The following is a 16,754-nucleotide window of genomic DNA, read 5'->3' as shown; positions in this document are numbered from 1 at the left end:
TATGAATCAGATTCATAATACTAGTCCACTGGAAGTGGCGCACTTTCACCGTATCGATATCAATCTATATCCACTTTTTATTGCCATTTTTGAGCAAAAAAGCATTTCCAAAGCCGCACAACTGCTCTGTATTAGCCAATCTGCGGTCAGCCATGCCTTACAGCGCCTACGTACACAACTCGGAGATGATCTATTTGTCCGTAGTGGGCAAAAAATGCTTCCAACCCCCTATGCCGAGCAAATTTATCAGCCGATTCAAACAGCATTACTGGCGATTCAACAAATTGCAGTGCCTCAGCAAGACTTTATGCCGAGCATGCTGCAAAGCCTGAAAATTGCCATTCATGATGAAATCGAACCCATTATTTTCCCGCAACTGGTCCATCATTTTGCCCAATTGAATCTGGATATTCAGTTTCTGAGTTCCAAGCTGGATCGTAAAAACATGCTGGCGGATCTCTCCGCCCAACAAATTGATTTTGTCATTGATCTGGTACAGCCCCATCAGGATCATTTACAGTTTGAAAACCTGATGGAGGACCATTTTGTGGTCTGCACCCAACAGCAAGACATGGATTTATCACTGTATTTATCATCACCACACATTGGGGTGTCATCACGGCGCACAGGCTTACTACTGGAAGATATTTATCTAAATCGGCAGCAATTGTCGCGGCAGATTTTTCTGCGTTGCCAACACTATGCAACGGCGCTGCAAGTCTTGGCTCAATATCCGAATGCGATCTTGACCATTCCGCAAAGTATTCTCAAACATCTGCATTATTCGGATAATTTACACATTCATGCACTGCCGATTGAACTCCCTAGAATCAATATGGGCATGTATTGGCATGAGCAGGTGAAACATAATTCACGCCATCAATTCTTACGCACAGAAATTCTAAAAATCTTTGCTTAAAACAAGCGAGTGTATCTCGTTTCTCGCTTGTTTCTGCTCTATAAAGATAAGTGTTGCAAGACTTGCATTATTTGCTTGCAGCCACCTGCTCATCATTACAATTCATCAAATACATTTTAGAAATGAGAAGACGCAGAATATAAATCACCGCCATCGCAAAAACGATATAACCAATATCGGCAAAAAATAAAGGAATCGTGAAAAGGATCAAAATAGTCATTGGATAGAGCCAACGTCGCCATCCCGATAAATCAAAGGCCTCGTAAAACAACCAAATATAGGTACTATAAATCGCCAGACAGGCAGCGATCAGCCAGCCCATCATTTGACTGGAAATGTGGGCATGTTGAGTTGAAACATCGACGGCGGCAGCTAAAGCTGCGCCTAATATCGCAATACTGATAAAGATAAAAAAATGACCGTAGCCCCATAAAAAAGGCTGTACCCCACGGCGTTGATGGTGGTGATGACTGCGGTCAAAATAAACCCACCACATTGCAAACATCATTAACAGTCCGCCAATCACTAAAAAAATTTCTTTAAAATTTACGTCATGATTGGAAAAAGCTTCCTGAGTGGCTGCAAAACTGCCAATGATGGATTCACCCAATACAATGATAGTAAGCAACCCGTAGCGCTCAATAATATGATGCGGGTGCCATGGCGTGATCGCATGCTTTTCGGCATACAAGGGCACGACTAACTCAGCAACAACCAAAATGAGGAAAAGTAGAGGGGTCATATGAATGGCACTAAAATTGCCAATCAGCCATCCCAACTGAACCAAGACAATCCCGATTGCATAGCGATAAGCAGTTACCTTGCGTTCAGGATCGTGTTTTGCGACACGTATCCATTGGGTCACTAAAGCCAAACGCATAATCACATAACCAATGATAATGACATCGAAATTATGTTCTTGGAAAACCGCGGGAATGCCAGCTGCCATCACCAATGAGCCAACAATTTGGACAAAGGTCAAACAGCGATACAGTGTGTCATCATTGTCATAGGCTGAGGCAAACCAAGTGAAATTCATCCATGCCCACCACAAGGCGAAAAACACCATGAAATAGGTCGGTAAAGCATGCCATAAATGACCTTCGATTATCGCATGGTGGAGTTGCTGTCCTGCAGTTGCAATCGCGACCACAAAAATCAGGTCAAATAACAGTTCTAAGGGTGTGGCTGCACGGTGGGCTTCTGTTGGATCACGCGGTGCAAGTCGCTTTCGTGGTCTATCTTGAATTTTTGCAGGACTCATCTGTTTTTTATTCTCATCATTTTACAAAGCTGTTCGAGCTTAAATTAATCCAAGTTGAGGAATTTTCCTATCTCACCAGAATAAAAATAATGTTTAAAATTTATGCATTCAAAATTTGCTTAAATCGATTATTTATGTAATTCTATGCCTATCTTTGGATGTCATCATCCATAACAGAATTTGACAAGGGGAGTAGCCTCCTCCAAGCCTAGGTTGTGAAACTGAACAATTTAGGTGTCAGAGTTTCGTCATTACACTTTGCAAAAAGTCGGACTCTGAGCATCACATGCAATCGTGATGTAGGCAAGACCTTGATCATGTTGAAACAGATGTATTAATTCATCTGGCAACTGGTCAAGGTTTTTTTATGTCCATTTGCCAGATAGGGAGTTGTGATGGAAACTATCGGTAATTTATGGCTATATGTCGTGTTCTTCGGCCTTGTCACAGTCATGCTGCTGATCGACTTTTTAGGCTTTAAACAAAAACAAGACCAAGATGTACCTATTCGACAAGCAGCTTACTGGAGCATTGCGTGGGTGACAGTCGCAACGATCTTTGGTGGTGGTTTATGGTTCTACCTACAGCAAACGGTAGGTGCAACCATTGCAAACCAAAAAACCATGGAATACTTTGCAGGTTATCTACTGGAAAAATCGCTGGCAATTGATAACGTCTTTGTCTGGCTAATGATTTTCGCAGCGTTTGCGATTCCACCTGCATTCCAGCGTAAAATCCTGCTTTACGGCGTACTCGGTGCAATCATTTTAAGAACCATCTTTATCTTTATTGGTGCTTGGTTCGTCCAAGAGTTCTCTTGGGTGCTGTATATCTTCGGTGCGTTCTTGGTCTATACAGGCTTTAAGTTCCTGAAAGGACAAGATGAAGAAGACACCAATATTGAAGATATCAAGCTATTGAAATGGTTACGCAAACACATGCGTATTACCCCACAACTGCATGGTAATAGCTTCTTTGTTCGTCAGAACGGTGTGTTGTGGGCAACGCCATTATTCTTAGTCTTGATCTTGGTTGAAGCATCTGATGTGATTTTTGCGGTGGATTCTATTCCTGCGATTTTCGCTGTGACCAGTGACCCGTTCATTGTCTTAACCGCAAACTTAATGGCGATTTTGGGCTTACGTGCGATGTTCTTCTTGTTGGCAGGCGCTGCAACCAAAATGCATTACTTACCGTATGGCTTGGGCATCATCTTATTGTTCATTGGTGCAAAAATGTTATTGCTCGATGTATTCCACATGCCAATCTGGATTTCATTAGGCTTTATCGTCCTAGTCTTGGGCATCACCGCTTATCTCTCGTTACGTCATAACAAACGCCAAGCGCAATAAGCGCAAAGCATCTCAAAGGGGTCTTCAATGAAGGCCCTTTTTTATTTGAGCATCATTCACTAATTGCAATTTAGGCCATTGCTGTAACCACTGTTTGGATTCAACCCTTTGTTTAAATGTGTCATAGCTGACCAATGCAGGATTCCAACACAATCTCAGTGCAAATAAATCATGTAGGCCAAAAGGTGCGATTAGCTCCAGTTCTCCAGCGCATTTTAATCTGACCGCAATCGCGGTTGCTGTGTCTGGCCATAATGACAAAGCATGTTCAAGCGATGCTAGAGGTTGAATATTTTCTGCCTTGCCCTGACCATACCAAGTATGTACCAAGGCCTGATTCACTACATCCCATTGCTGTTCAGGAAAGATTCGCTCTAAATCGTGCTGCAACTGTTTTTGCAAACGGTCATCTGTTTGCATTGCATCATGATAAATCACATCTATATCGCAATTGTTCAAGTCAAAGCTTTGACCATGTAAATGCGCCCACACGGTATTACGAAGCGCACCTGCACTTAAATAAGCCGTAGGATGTAATTGAGCCAATTGCTGCAACATCCCATACAAAGCAGGGCAGTGCATAATCAGATCAAATAGTCTGCTTCGATTGCTTTGCTCTGTCTCTGTGTTTCCCCCAGATAAGGCATACATTTCGATTTTCCTAAACTGAGTTGATTTAAATTATGAGTCACATTTATATACCTTTTAAGCCTACGAATTAGACGAATAATCCAGTAACTTTGGCAAAATCAGGTACAATCAACCGAAAAAAGTAAAATTGTAGGTTGTTATGACTTTGGCTACTCCAATCACGGTGATTCGTGGTCGTTTCTTAGATATTCAAAAAACCGTTTCCCAAGCTGCTGAAATTGCCGATCAAGTGCGCTATCTCGAAGATGGTGTCATGATCACTGAACAAGGCAAAATTCGCTGGTTTGGCACGTGGAACGACGCTCAAGCCCATCTCCCTGCAAACGTTGAAATTCAGCATTATCCAGAACAGTTGATCATTCCGGGCATGATCGATACCCATATTCACTTTCCACAAACTGAAATGGTCGGGGCCTACGGCGAGCAACTTTTAAGCTGGTTAAATACCTATACCTTCCCAACTGAAATCCAGTTCAAAGACCAAGCCTATGCGAAAGAAATTGCGCAATTCTTTGTCAATGAACTGCTCAAAAATGGCACCACCACAGCATTGGTGTTCTGTACGGTACATCCTGAATCGGTGGATGCCTTATTTGAGGCCGCAGAGCAGCACCAAATGCGCTTAATCGCGGGTAAGGTGATGATGGATCGTCATGCACCCGAAGCCTTGTGCGACACCGCAGACAGCGGCTATGAGGATTCTAAGGCATTAATCGAGAAGTGGCATGGCCAAGGTCGTGCACTGTATGCAATTACCCCACGTTTTGCGCCGACCTCCACCCCAGAACAACTCGAAAAAGCAGGCCAACTCAAAGCACAATTCCCAGATGTGTATGTACATACCCATTTGAGTGAAAATAAAGATGAGATTGCTTGGGTAAAAGAGTTGTTCCCTGAGCAAAAGGGCTATCTGGATGTCTATCATCACTATGGTTTAACTGGCCAACGTTCGGTATTCGCACACTGTGTGCATTTAGAAGATGCTGAATGGAAATGTATGCATGAGACTGATTCTGCAATTGCCTTCTGTCCAACCTCAAACCTATTCTTAGGTAGCGGTTTATTCCCATTGAACAAAACTTGGCAACAACAGGTTAAAGTTGGTCTTGGCACCGACGTTGGGGCAGGGACCTCGTTTAGCTTATTGCAAACCGTCAATGAAGCCTACAAAGTTCAACAGCTACAAGGTGATAAACTGTCTGCGTTTGAGTCGCTATACCATGCAACCTTAGGCGGAGCAAAAGCCTTGCATCTGGATGACAAGCTCGGTAACTTCAATCTCGGAAAAGAAGCTGATTTTGTGGTGCTGAACCTGAAACCGACCGCATTGCAGCAACTGCGTCAGTCGCGTTCAAAATCGGTTGATGACAGCCTATTCGCCTTATTCACCATGGGCGATGACCGAAATATTGAGGCAACCTATATCTATGGACAAAAAGCCTACAGCCAAAGCGAAACATTTAAATAAACAAAAACTTGGGTGGATCATATTGGCCATCGGATGCGCTGTTCTGTTAAAACGTGACCGTGCATCTGCTCAAAATGAAACATATTCTTCATCATCAAAAGGTGCATGAAAGGTGATTTTGTTTTAAAATTGGCGGATTAGCTCAAGATTTCGAGGTGTTGCAGGTCAACACCTTTTTTATTTTCCCGTTTTTAAGTTTTAGGAATCTACCGATGACCATTGCAATGCGCATTATGATTTCAAGTGAAGAGATTCAAGCCAAAGTCAAAGAACTGGGCGAAAAGATCAATGCACACTATGCTCAAAGTGATAAAGAACTGGTATTGATTGGCCTGTTACGTGGTTCAGTTATTTTTATGGCCGACCTATGCCGTGCCATTGAAAAGCCACACGAACTCGATTTTATGACTGTTTCTAGCTACGTCAATGGCACCACTGTTTCATCAAGAGACGTCAAGATCCTGAAAGATCTGGATGGTGAAATTCATGGTAAAGATGTGCTGGTGGTGGAAGACATTATCGATTCGGGCAACACTTTAAGTAAAGTGGTTGAAATGCTGCAAACACGTAACCCGAACTCGATTGAACTGTGTACTCTAGTGAGTAAACCATCACGCCGTGAAATTCCGTTAGAAGTTAAATTTCTCGGTTTTGAAGTCGAAGATCGCTTTATTGTCGGTTATGGTTTGGATTTCGATCAAAAGTACCGTCACCTACCATTTATTGGTGAAATCGGTCTGTAAGGGTTAAACCTTACTAGCATTGCATCAATACCGATGACAACTGTCATGGATTGATCATGATGCTGACTCAGAGGTGCCTTAGGGCGCCTTTTTTATGCTTCGTGATTAAACAAAGCCTACTAAAGAATGCACAAAAATACGACATAAATAGGCAATCCACTACAGACAAAGTACGCTTGGATCAAGCAGGATAATAAGAAATACCGCTTTTAAAACAAGGAGAAAAGATAATGTGGTCTCTGATTGTAGCCATTGTTGTTGGTTTTTTTGCTGGTTTAATTGCACGTGCAATACATCCAGGAGATGACAAAGCTGGCTTTATTGTCACTACTTTATTGGGTATCGCAGGTTCATTACTCGCCACCTACGGTGGACGTTTACTTGGCTTATATGCTGAAAATTCGGCAGCTGGCTTTATTGCGTCTGTCTTGGGTGCGGTGATTATTTTATTCCTTTATAAACTCATCACCAAAAAAAGTTAAATCCATTCAGAAGGCTCCCCATTCATTTTAAACGGGGATTGGGGAGCTTTTTCATTAGAGTCCGAGCTCTTTCCAAATCATCTGAACTTCTTCCGCACTGCGTCCACCCACCATTTTCAAACCATTTGAGAAAATCAAGGTTGGCGTGGCATCCACCGCAAGTTTACGGCCGAGTTCGAGGTTACGCTCAATCGGATTGGCACAACTTTTTTCTTTCGGTTGCACATTCTTTTGTAGCAAGTTTTTCCATGCATAAGCTGGATTGGCATCACACCAAACCGATTTTGACACCGCAATCGATTGGGGTTTTAAGGCATAGATAAAGGTATAAATCGTCACATCAGTCAGCTTGTCCAGTTCAGCTTCTAATTTTTTGCAATATGGACAATTTGGGTCAGAAAACACCGCTAACTCACGCTTACCATTGCCTTTAACCGTTTTAATGGCGTCCTTAAAAGGCAGTTGTTTCCAGTCAATCGAATTTTGTTGGATCACTAAATCCTTGGTGAGGTTCTTTTGATCTTTTAGGCGGACCATTGAACCCACAAACATGTGTTGCGCACTTTCATCCAAATAAATAATCTGATTATCCAGACTGGCACTATATAAACCGGTCATTTCTGTAGGTTGGATGTTGCTGACTTGAATATTAGGATATTGCTTATTTAAATTGTTTTTTAAGCTGTCTACGTTGGCAAAACTCAGCGCTGACACACAGCTCAATAATGAGAACATCCCAATTTTTTTTAACATGTCTGACACTCAATTCAAAAATCAGCAGCTATTGTAATCAGTTTGGATTTCTTCCACAGCGCAGCTTACCGAGCAACAACCAAAACTCTACCCATTCTCGCGATGTTTCACGTGGAACGTTCCGTTATTTCGTTCACATCCACCAAAATCCCTGCTGCAAGCGATCGATTCAGTAAAAAACTGACAATTTAGGTCCATCATATTGATAATTATTTAATATTTTTAAAAAGCACATAGATCAACACCTCGCTTTTTGGAATAATTCGCATCATTCAGCAACACCGTGAAGATGATGGAATAAAAATGGTCCAAATTGAATCGCATTGATCTATCATCCTTCATTTTCAAGAAACAAAAAAATGTTTCCCTATTGGGATGATTATCATCGTATTACAGCAATGAACTTCGCTTCATTGTAAAAATTTAGGTAGCTCAATGTATAACGCGGAACTATTAGAAGAAGCCAAAACCTTTATGTTTCATATGCTCAGCAAAGTAGTGGAATATGGGGGATCCGATTTATTTATTACCGCTGATTTTCCACCGAGCATTAAATTGCAGGGGTTGATGCGTCCATTGGGGCAACAGGCACTCACCGCAGATAAAACCAAGCTATTTGCCTATAGTTTGATGAATGAAAAACAGCGCCAAGAATTTGAAACAGAATGGGAATGTAATTTCGCAATCAATGTGCCCAATGTGTCCCGTTTCCGTGTCAATGTGTTTAAACAACAGCTGCAAATCGGTATGGTGATTCGTACCATTACCTCAGAAATTCCAACCTTTCAGAAATTAAAATTACCTGAATCGCTGAAAAATGTGATTATGGAAAAGCGGGGTTTAGTGCTGGTTGTTGGGGGAACAGGTTCAGGAAAATCGACCTCTTTGGCGGCCATGATTGACCATCGTAATGAAAACTCAGCGGGGCATATCATAACCGTTGAAGACCCGGTGGAATATGTACATAAACATAAAAAATCAATGATTACCCACCGTGAAGTGGGGGTTGATTGCCATTCATGGCAACATGCCTTGAAAAACACGCTACGTCAGGCGCCTGATGTGATTTTGATTGGTGAAATCCGTGACACCGAAACCATGGAACATGCAATTGCCTTTGCGGAAACTGGCCATTTGTGTCTAGGCACATTACATGCCAACAATGCCAACCAAGCACTGGATCGAATTATTAACTTTTTCCCAGAAGAGCGTCGCAATCAGTTGCTGATGGATCTTTCATCCAATATGAAAGGGATTATTTCACAACGTCTGGTACGTACCCAAGATGGCAAAGGTCGTCGTGCTGCAATTGAAATTTTGCTGAATACGCCATTGATTGCGGACAATATTCTCAAAGGGCAGTTCCACGCACTGAAAGAGATTATGAGCAAATCGCGTGAGTTGGGCATGCAAACCTTCGACCAAGCCTTGTTTGAGCTGTATAACGAAGGTGCGATTAGCTATGATGAGGCTCTACGCAATGCAGATTCAGTCAATGAATTGCGCTTGCAGATCAAGTTGAAGAGTACTCGCCAAGAAGGCGCACCCGTTGCGATGATGACCGCGTTAAATGTGGTACAGGAAGAAAAGCAAGAAGAAGAGCAACAAACTGAAGATAAATGATAAAAAATGGCTTGGATTGCAACACAATCCAAGCCATTAACATTTGATTTAATTGATTATTTACCAATACAGAACGAACCAAAAATCTTGCCAAGTAAGTCATCGGCACTGAAATCACCGGTGATTTCACCCAAGGCATTCTGCGCCAAACGCAATGACTCAGCCACCAACTCACCTGCGTTAAATACCACCAACTGCTCACGCGCCTCAGATAAATAGCGCTGAGTACGCTTCATTGCGTCTAAATGACGCGTTCGGGCGATAAAGGTGTCTTCCTCAGGTTGGAAGCCCGCATGCGCTGTAATCGCCTCTATGAGTGCCTGAACGCCCATATCCTGTTTGGCTGAGACACGGATATGACGGAAGCCTTGATAATCACTTAATGTAGCATCTTGACCCGTTAAATCGCATTTATTGCCAATCAATAACAAACGTTTTGGTTCCAGATGATCAGCAAAATACTCACGTGCCAGTTGCAACGGTTCATCGCCTTGGTTCAAATCATAGACCAACAGTAATAAATCAGCCTGTTCAATTTCCTTGATGGCACGACGAATCCCTTCCTGCTCGACGATATCGCCCGTTTCACGTAAACCAGCAGTGTCAGTTAAGGTAATCGGCAAGCCATTTAAACTGATCTTTTCATGCAACACGTCACGGGTGGTCCCTGCAATATCAGTCACAATGGCACGTTCATGGCCTGCGAGGGCGTTTAACAGGCTCGATTTACCTGCATTCGGTTTACCTGCAATCACCACCTGTAAACCTTCACGTAGCAATTGTCCCTGACGCGCAGACTGCTGCACCGCTTTAACGGAGTCTTGTACATCGTCCAACAAGGCCAAAATCTTACCATCAGCCAGGAAATCAATTTCTTCTTCTGGGAAATCAATCGCGGCTTCAACATGCAAACGTAAGTGAATCAGCTTTTCTAAAACCGTATTAATTTTGGTTGAAAATGCACCTTGTAAAGAGCGTACTGCTGAACGTGCTGCCGCCTGTGAAGTCGCATCAATCAAATCGGCGATTGCTTCGGCTTGTACTAGGTCCATCTTGCCATTTTCAAAGGCACGCATGGAAAACTCCCCCGCCTTTGCAGCAGTTGCACCCAAATCCAGTAAACGTGCTAATAGCGCATTCTGAATGATAGGACCACCATGGCCTTGTAGTTCCACCACATCTTCTCCTGTAAAGGAGTGCGGGTTTGGAAAACACAATACAATGCCTTCGTCCATTACCGAGCCATCGGCATCACAAAACTGACGGAAACCTGCAATACGTGCTGCAGGGAGCTTTTTCTGGGTCAGTTGCTCTGCAATGGCATAAGCTTTCGGTCCAGAGAGTCGAATCACCCCCACACCACCACGACCTAATGGAGTAGCAATCGCAGCAATTGTGGTTTGATGTTGCATGTTAAATTCACCTAAAAAACGCAAGGGTTGTTGGGTTCAACCGCTAAATACAGACAAAGAAAAATCCGCCTAAGATTACCATCTTAAGCGGATTTATTCAGTAAAAGTTCGAACTTAAGCGCTCGGCTCAACCTTGTTGAGACGGTCTTTTTCGACACCTTTGTTAATAAACCATTGTTGTAAAATGGTAATACTGTTGTTGACGATCCAGTAAAGCACTAAGCCTGCAGGGAAGAACAACATGAATACCGTAAACATGATTGGCATGATACGGAACACTTTAGCCTGCATTGGATCAGTCGGTTGTGGGTTCAACATTTGCTGAACGAACATGGTGACACCCATGATCAACGGCAAGATAAACCATGGATCCATCGCAGATAAATCTTGAATCCAGCCTAACCACGGTGCATGACGGAGTTCAACTGATTCCATCAATACCCAATACAAGGCTAAGAAAATCGGCATTTGTAACAGCAATGGCAAGCAACCAGACAATGGGTTGACTTGTTCACGCTTGTATAACGCCATCATTTCTTGCGAGAAACGCATGCGGTCTTCACCAAATTCTTCTTTCATGCGTTGCATTTCTGGTGCAATCACACGCATTTTCGCCATCGAACGATAACTTTTTGAAGAAAGTGGCCATAAAATTAATTTCACCAAGATCGTCAATAAGATAATTGACCAGCCCCAGTTACCAATAATGTTATGGAAGAATTGCAAGCCCAAGAACAATAATTTCGCAATTGGCCATAACCAACCATAATCTACAGTTTGGTTTAAACCAGCAGCTAAGTCTTTGAGTTCAGATTGGATTTTTGGGCCTGAATACAGTTTAGCATCCACTTCCATTGAGGTACCAGCAGGTACATTGATCACTGGAGAAGTGAAGCCCATGATATTCATGCCGTCCGTAGACTGACGTGACTCTAATTTTGCATTATATGGCTGACCATCGGCCTGAGTGAGTTTTAAATTCCCAGGAATCCATGCGCTCACAAAATAATGCTGAACCATGGCAACCCAGCCGCCTTTGGCTTCAACATTTAATTTTTCGTCATTAAAGTTGGTAAATTTTAACTTGTTATAATGCGCATCTGGTGTACCCCAAGCGCCACCAAGATAAGTACCCAAGGTGAAAATACCTTGTGAAGACTTACCTGGGTCATCCGAATTATCACGCTTTAACTGACCAAACATTTGACCTTGCCAGCTTTGCTGACTGCGGTTAATGACTTGATGTTTAACGGTAATTGGGTAATCGCCTTGCGTGAAGGTGAACGATTTGATCACTTCCACACCTTCAGGTGTTTTAAATACCAACGGCACAGTCAACACTTGCTGTGTTTTACCATCTTTCGACGCAACGCTTTTCGCATCTGCCAAGGTATATGCTGTTTTTTCAACATCATACATTGGACGGCCGCCACGGCTGCTATCTGGTCCATTTAAACCAATTAAACCAGATTGAGCGACGTAAGTACGTTTCGCATCGCTTTCCAGCATGACAAACGGTTTGTCGCTGTCTTTGCTTTCATCATGGCTTAACAATTCAATACGGACGATATCACCACCTTTTGGATTGATCCACAGGTGATAAAGATCAGTTTGTACTGAAATCAGTTGCTGACTCACAGATGTATTATGTTCTGTGGCTTGTGATGCAGTCACATTTGCTTGTGGCAAGTCTGAAGCCGCTGTTGCATTTTGAGCATTTGGCAAATCTGCAGATACTTCATGTGCAGTCACAGCAGCCGCTTGTTGTTGCGGTGCTGGTGCAGCATGACCATAATCTTTTTGCCAAGCCAAAATAAGCAAATATGCGGTAACAAACATGGCTCCAAGAATTGCAAATCTGGCCCATTGTTGCATATCTATAATCCCAAATGGTTAGAGAGATTTTGCTTGAATAAACGATCACGAAAGGGTACAGCAACGTGATGCATTTGAGAATCTATTTGATGAAACGAAATAAAACGAAGTGCTTTACGAGGCACTGGATCATAGCCTGACCCACCCCAAGGATGACAACGGCAAATTCGCTTAGTCGATAACCATACACCTTTGACCGCGCCATGTGTCTGCAAGGCTTCTATTGCATATTGCGAACAAGTGGGAATATAGCGACAACGAGGACCCAATAATGGACTAATTGCGATTTGGTAACATCTTATCAACCAATGCAGTAAACGTACCATTGGAGATCTCTAATTTTGGAGGGATGTCACAACGACTTTGGAATGCTTCTTTGCTAAGCGTTGTAATTTTTGCCAAGCAAAATCTAATTGTTGATGTAATTCTTGATTTGCGATTGCTTCTATACCTACTTTAGGCATCACCACAATATCGATATCAGCATTAAATTGCGCTTGATGTAAACGAAAGCTCTCCCGAGCAAGACGTTTTATTCGATTTCGTTCATGTGCACGACGCACCTTTTTTTTAGCAACAACAATACCCAAACGGCTTTTCGGCTGTTCGGTTAATTTTGCTAAAAAAAGGAAATGGGGCTGATGCACTTTAAAAAGCGCACCATCAAATACACTTTTATAATCAGCGGCACAACGAATACGAGATTCAGTGCCGAAACTGTAAAGTGTCATCACCCAAGTCTGGTCAGCTTAACAGTATTAAACAGTTAAGCTATGACGACCTTTTGCACGACGACGAGCCAAAACTTGACGACCTGCTTTAGTAGCCATACGAGCGCGGAAACCATGAACGCGTTTACGCTTTAATTCAGATGGTTGGAAAGTACGTTTCATTTCGAAACTCCAAAATGATCTTTCTATAAAGGTCCGCGATTTTATTGCGCAATGTTTACGCTGTCAATGAAAAATCAAAAACTTTACATTTTGTTTGTTCTGTTTTGAAGCAATAAAACTGCTCGAAGTTATATGCTTTTATTGAAAACAAAAAATATACACAAGCTATCTATTTAAATAATATCAGTATTCGTCTATATTCACAGCTTACAGACAAGCTTATCAACAATCTATCTTCTGATTTAAATTTAATTCTTGGATTTTGAATTTAAATTTCGATATGCTCAGTTATCCACAATTCGGGTGAACCCTATAAGTAAATTCAAATTTTAAAATTTAAATTTATTCTTATTAGGGTGGATTTATTCTGTGGAAATCGATATTTTTTTATGAATAAACATAAAGTTATGCTGTGGATAAGCATGTTTTTATCAATTTTATAGTTTGTGGATAACTTTGAGCTTAAAACTATCCACAGCTTGTGCAAGAAGTTATGCACATGTGGTTTTTAATTTAAATTTATAAACGAATGCTGTCTTTTTCAGCAAAAGTCCCATAAATTGTCCTGACAGATGTGGATAACTTGGTTAGAATGGCGACCCCTTTGAAAGATCAGGGGTGGCGGTTTTTTATTTTTGAATTTAAAAAAATGGATATATAGGGGATGCACATGCTCTGGACAGACTGCTTAACTCGCTTGCGACAAGAGCTATCTGATAACGTCTTTGCGATGTGGATTCGTCCTTTGGTTGCTGAAGAGGTTGATGGTGTGATGCGTTTATACGCACCGAACCCCTATTGGACGCGTTATATTCAAGATAACCATTTAGAACTGATCTCTATTCTTGCGGAACAATTGTCGGAAGGTCGAGTTCGTCAGGTTGAAATTCTGGTTGATTCACGTCCAGGAACCATTTTGTCTTCTAATGAGCAACCTGCAACCACAACAGCAGCGTTGAGTAGCGCTCCTGTTGCTGTTCCAACAAAAGTAAAAAAAGAATCTGATTTGGTTCAACCCAGTCAAAATGTCACTAAAATACCGAAGAAAAGACAGCTCAATCCACTATTTACCTTCTCTTTATTTGTTGAAGGCCGTTCTAACCAAATGGCTGCTGAAACCTGCCGTAAAGTTTTAACGCAGTTAGGCGCTTCTCAACACAACCCTTTATTTTTGTACGGCCCAACCGGTCTGGGTAAAACCCATTTAATGCAGGCTGTGGGCAATGCGTTGTTACAAGCCAAGCCAAATGCACGTGTGATGTATATGACTTCGGAAAGTTTTGTTCAGGACTTCGTCAGTTCATTGCAAAAAGGTAAGGTTGAAGAGTTTAAGAAAAATTGTCGTTCTTTAGATTTATTGCTGGTCGATGATATTCATTTGCTTGCAGGAAAAGAAGCAAGCCTTGTTGAATTCTTCTATACATTCAATGCCTTATTGGATGAGTCTAAACAAATTATTTTAACCTCAGATCGTTATCCAAAAGAACTCACTGAACTTGATCCACGTTTAGTTTCTCGCTTTTCATGGGGATTATCTGTGGGTGTTGAACCGCCAGATATCGAAACTCGGATCGAGATCTTGCTGAAAAAAGCTGAAAATAGTGGTGTTGATTTACCGCGAAACTGTGCTTTGTTTATTGCACAACAAGTGGTTGCAAATGTACGAGAGCTTGAAGGTGCTCTGAATAAAGTGGTCGCGATTTCACGTTTCAAAGGTACCGTCATTGACCTAGATGTCGTACGTGAGTCGTTAAAAGATGTTTTGGCGATTCGTGCACGTACCATTAGCGTGGAAAACATCCAACGGGTGGTGAGTGAATACTTCCGAATTCCATTAAAAGAGTTGATTGGCCCAAAACGTACCCGTATTTATGCACGCCCACGTCAATTGGCCATGGGCTTGGCACGTGAATTAACTGGGGATAGTTTCCCGGAAATTGGCATGGCTTTTGGTGGTCGTGACCACAGTACCGTGATGCATGCCTGTGAAAAAGTGGTCAGCTTGCGTGAAGAAGACCCTATTTTTAATGAAGACTATAAAAATTTACTGCGCTTGTTACAAAGTTAATCTATTTTTCAGAGTTGCAAACTATTTTTAAGTGCAGCATAGTACACTGCTAACATTCATATCGGCTTCTGTTGTAAGAGGAATAAAATCGTGCGTTTGAAAATCGCTAAAGAAAGTTTAGTCAATGTTTTATCCCATGTGGTGGGGGCTGTTGAACGCCGTCATACCTTGAATATTCTTTCAAACGTTAAAATTCAAACCACACAACAGGCTTTAACCATTACAGGTTCTGACTTGGAAGTTGAATTGGTTGCAAGCACTACGTTAGCAGAAGGTGCTTGCTTGGAAGCGGGTGAAACTACGGTTCCTGCACGTAAACTGGTCGAAATTTGTAAATCTCTTCCTACCGCAGCCTTGATTGATTTGCAAATTACAGAAGATCAACGCTGTATCTTAAAATCAGGGAATAGTCGTTTTGTTTTAGGTACTCTTCCTGCTGAAGATTACCCATTGTTAACCACTGAAAATAGTCAGGGTACACAAGTTCAGGTAACGCAGCGTGAATTGAAGCGATTATTTGAAAAAACAGCTTTTGCCATGGCTGTACAAGATGTACGTTTTTATTTGACCGGTACTTTGCTGGAAATTGATCAAAATCAATTGCGTACAGTAACCACTGATGGACATCGTCTAGCCTTGTGTGAAGTTTTAGCTTCTTCAACAGCAGCAGCGCCGATGCAGGCTATTGTTCCGCGTAAGGCGGTAGGTGAATTACAACGTTTACTGAGTCTTGAAGATGAACAATTGACTCTGTTGATTGGCCGTGAGTTGTTGAATGTCACCATCAATACGCCAAGCCGTGATAAAGAGCAGGGTGATATTACCGTTCGTTTCACGACTAAGTTAATTGATGGGAAGTTCCCAGATTATCGCCGTGTAATTCCAAAAAATGGTGATAAGCATGTTTTTATTGCACACGATGTATTTAAACAATCTTTACAACGTGTTGCTATTTTAAGTAATGAAAAACTTCGTGGTGTTTTCTTGAATTTTAATCAAGATTCATTACAGTTACGCGCCAATAACCCAGAACAGGATGAAGCAGTAGAAGATATTGCAATTCAATATCAAGATGCACCCTTAGAAATGTCATTTAATGCACAATATATTCTTGAAGTGCTTGGTGTACTGGATGGTGATGACGTGAAAATGAGCATGAGTGAAGCCAATCAATCTGTGCTTGTTCAAGATCCAGCTCATCCTGATCAAACCTATGTCGTGATGCCAATGCGAGTTTAATAGCGAGATTTG

At 41.9% G+C, this 16,754-nt stretch carries 16 protein-coding genes; 8 read left to right on the top strand and 8 right to left on the bottom strand.

Annotated elements, in window-relative coordinates; translation table 11 throughout:
* Position 1 precedes the first annotated feature (1 nt).
* A complete protein-coding gene (locus F896_RS19390; RefSeq protein WP_016162111.1) occupies positions 2 to 919 on the top strand; it encodes a LysR family transcriptional regulator in 918 nt (305 codons plus the stop codon).
* A gap of 67 nt (positions 920 to 986) precedes the next feature.
* On the opposite strand, the gene F896_RS19395 is transcribed toward F896_RS19390, so the two are convergent.
* Positions 987 to 2,183, bottom strand: a complete 1,197-nt coding sequence (locus tag F896_RS19395) for a low temperature requirement protein A (protein WP_016162110.1) — start codon at positions 2,181 to 2,183, stop codon at positions 987 to 989.
* A 395-nt stretch (positions 2,184 to 2,578) separates the two neighbouring features.
* Here F896_RS19395 and F896_RS19400 point away from each other — a divergent pair, with 395 nt between their 5' ends.
* Positions 2,579 to 3,535 (top strand): TerC family protein, encoded by a 957-nt coding sequence (locus tag F896_RS19400; protein ID WP_016162109.1) that lies wholly within the window; start codon positions 2,579 to 2,581, stop codon positions 3,533 to 3,535.
* Positions 3,536 to 3,559: 24 nt separating this feature from the next.
* On the opposite strand, the gene F896_RS19405 is transcribed toward F896_RS19400, so the two are convergent.
* Entirely contained in the window at positions 3,560 to 4,186 is a 627-nt protein-coding gene (locus F896_RS19405) for a nucleotidyltransferase family protein (RefSeq protein WP_016162108.1), read from the bottom strand.
* 139 nt (positions 4,187 to 4,325) lie between these two features.
* Here F896_RS19405 and guaD point away from each other — a divergent pair, with 139 nt between their 5' ends.
* The 3 genes from guaD (at position 4,326) to F896_RS19420 (ending at position 6,879) form a co-directional block, all read left to right on the top strand.
* Entirely contained in the window at positions 4,326 to 5,654 is a 1,329-nt protein-coding gene (gene guaD / locus F896_RS19410) for a guanine deaminase (protein ID WP_016162107.1), read from the top strand.
* A 212-nt stretch (positions 5,655 to 5,866) separates the two neighbouring features.
* A complete protein-coding gene (hpt, locus tag F896_RS19415) occupies positions 5,867 to 6,397 on the top strand; it encodes a hypoxanthine phosphoribosyltransferase (protein WP_016162105.1) in 531 nt (176 codons plus the stop codon).
* Positions 6,398 to 6,627: 230 nt separating this feature from the next.
* Positions 6,628 to 6,879 carry a GlsB/YeaQ/YmgE family stress response membrane protein gene (locus F896_RS19420; protein WP_004656846.1) on the top strand — a complete coding sequence of 84 codons (252 nt, stop codon included), beginning with the start codon at positions 6,628 to 6,630 and terminating at the stop codon, positions 6,877 to 6,879.
* A gap of 54 nt (positions 6,880 to 6,933) precedes the next feature.
* Here F896_RS19420 and F896_RS19425 read toward each other — a convergent pair whose 3' ends face one another.
* On the bottom strand, positions 6,934 to 7,632 hold the full coding sequence (locus F896_RS19425) for a DsbC family protein (RefSeq protein WP_016162104.1): 699 nt from the start codon (positions 7,630 to 7,632) through the stop codon (positions 6,934 to 6,936).
* Positions 7,633 to 8,067: 435 nt separating this feature from the next.
* On the opposite strand from F896_RS19425, the gene F896_RS19430 reads away from it, so the two are divergent.
* Entirely contained in the window at positions 8,068 to 9,255 is a 1,188-nt protein-coding gene (locus F896_RS19430) for a PilT/PilU family type 4a pilus ATPase (protein WP_016162103.1), read from the top strand.
* A gap of 56 nt (positions 9,256 to 9,311) precedes the next feature.
* On the opposite strand, the gene mnmE is transcribed toward F896_RS19430, so the two are convergent.
* The 5 genes from mnmE to rpmH form a co-directional block, all read right to left on the bottom strand.
* Complete coding sequence (gene mnmE, locus F896_RS19435; RefSeq protein WP_016162102.1) at positions 9,312 to 10,667, bottom strand: tRNA uridine-5-carboxymethylaminomethyl(34) synthesis GTPase MnmE; 1,356 nt, start codon at positions 10,665 to 10,667, stop codon at positions 9,312 to 9,314.
* A 114-nt stretch (positions 10,668 to 10,781) separates the two neighbouring features.
* Positions 10,782 to 12,542 (bottom strand): membrane protein insertase YidC, encoded by a 1,761-nt coding sequence (gene yidC / locus F896_RS19440; RefSeq protein ID WP_004803334.1) that lies wholly within the window; start codon positions 12,540 to 12,542, stop codon positions 10,782 to 10,784.
* A gap of 2 nt (positions 12,543 to 12,544) precedes the next feature.
* Complete coding sequence (yidD, locus tag F896_RS19445) at positions 12,545 to 12,868, bottom strand: membrane protein insertion efficiency factor YidD (protein WP_004803336.1); 324 nt, start codon at positions 12,866 to 12,868, stop codon at positions 12,545 to 12,547.
* A 9-nt stretch (positions 12,869 to 12,877) separates the two neighbouring features.
* Positions 12,878 to 13,273: a ribonuclease P protein component gene (gene rnpA / locus F896_RS19450; protein ID WP_004656857.1), complete on the bottom strand. Its 396-nt coding sequence runs from the start codon at positions 13,271 to 13,273 to the stop codon at positions 12,878 to 12,880.
* Between the two features lie 27 nt (positions 13,274 to 13,300).
* Complete coding sequence (rpmH, locus tag F896_RS19455) at positions 13,301 to 13,435, bottom strand: 50S ribosomal protein L34 (RefSeq protein WP_000831329.1); 135 nt, start codon at positions 13,433 to 13,435, stop codon at positions 13,301 to 13,303.
* Positions 13,436 to 14,105: 670 nt separating this feature from the next.
* On the opposite strand from rpmH, the gene dnaA reads away from it, so the two are divergent.
* The gene (gene dnaA / locus F896_RS19460; RefSeq protein WP_004803339.1) at positions 14,106 to 15,503 is read left to right on the top strand and encodes a chromosomal replication initiator protein DnaA; all 1,398 of its coding nucleotides are present in this window, start codon (positions 14,106 to 14,108) and stop codon (positions 15,501 to 15,503) included.
* Positions 15,504 to 15,593: 90 nt separating this feature from the next.
* Positions 15,594 to 16,742 (top strand): DNA polymerase III subunit beta, encoded by a 1,149-nt coding sequence (gene dnaN, locus F896_RS19465; RefSeq protein ID WP_005201768.1) that lies wholly within the window; start codon positions 15,594 to 15,596, stop codon positions 16,740 to 16,742.
* Positions 16,743 to 16,754 lie beyond the last annotated feature (12 nt).

It is taken from the genome of Acinetobacter genomosp. 15BJ (genome assembly GCF_000400715.1).
Classification (GTDB): domain Bacteria; phylum Pseudomonadota; class Gammaproteobacteria; order Pseudomonadales; family Moraxellaceae; genus Acinetobacter.
Note: the sequence above shows the minus strand (reverse complement) of the source record. Positions and strands in the feature narration are given on the sequence as shown.

Bases quoted from the DNA above. Each gene is read 5' to 3' on its own strand.
- F896_RS19425 (WP_016162104.1), bottom strand. From the start codon at position 7,632: ATGTTAAAAAAAATTGGGATGTTCTCATTATTGAGCTGTGTGTCAGCG.
- dnaA (WP_004803339.1), top strand. From the start codon at position 14,106: ATGCTCTGGACAGACTGCTTAACTCGCTTGCGACAAGAGCTATCTGAT.
- yidD (WP_004803336.1), bottom strand. From the start codon at position 12,868: ATGGTACGTTTACTGCATTGGTTGATAAGATGTTACCAAATCGCAATT.
- F896_RS19405 (WP_016162108.1), bottom strand. From the start codon at position 4,186: ATGTATGCCTTATCTGGGGGAAACACAGAGACAGAGCAAAGCAATCGA.
- F896_RS19430 (WP_016162103.1), top strand. From the start codon at position 8,068: ATGTATAACGCGGAACTATTAGAAGAAGCCAAAACCTTTATGTTTCAT.
- mnmE (WP_016162102.1), bottom strand. From the start codon at position 10,667: ATGCAACATCAAACCACAATTGCTGCGATTGCTACTCCATTAGGTCGT.
- hpt (WP_016162105.1), top strand. From the start codon at position 5,867: ATGACCATTGCAATGCGCATTATGATTTCAAGTGAAGAGATTCAAGCC.
- yidC (WP_004803334.1), bottom strand. From the start codon at position 12,542: ATGCAACAATGGGCCAGATTTGCAATTCTTGGAGCCATGTTTGTTACC.
- F896_RS19390 (WP_016162111.1), top strand. From the start codon at position 2: ATGAATCAGATTCATAATACTAGTCCACTGGAAGTGGCGCACTTTCAC.
- rnpA (WP_004656857.1), bottom strand. From the start codon at position 13,273: ATGACACTTTACAGTTTCGGCACTGAATCTCGTATTCGTTGTGCCGCT.
- F896_RS19420 (WP_004656846.1), top strand. From the start codon at position 6,628: ATGTGGTCTCTGATTGTAGCCATTGTTGTTGGTTTTTTTGCTGGTTTA.
- F896_RS19395 (WP_016162110.1), bottom strand. From the start codon at position 2,183: ATGAGTCCTGCAAAAATTCAAGATAGACCACGAAAGCGACTTGCACCG.
- F896_RS19400 (WP_016162109.1), top strand. From the start codon at position 2,579: ATGGAAACTATCGGTAATTTATGGCTATATGTCGTGTTCTTCGGCCTT.
- guaD (WP_016162107.1), top strand. From the start codon at position 4,326: ATGACTTTGGCTACTCCAATCACGGTGATTCGTGGTCGTTTCTTAGAT.
- rpmH (WP_000831329.1), bottom strand. From the start codon at position 13,435: ATGAAACGTACTTTCCAACCATCTGAATTAAAGCGTAAACGCGTTCAT.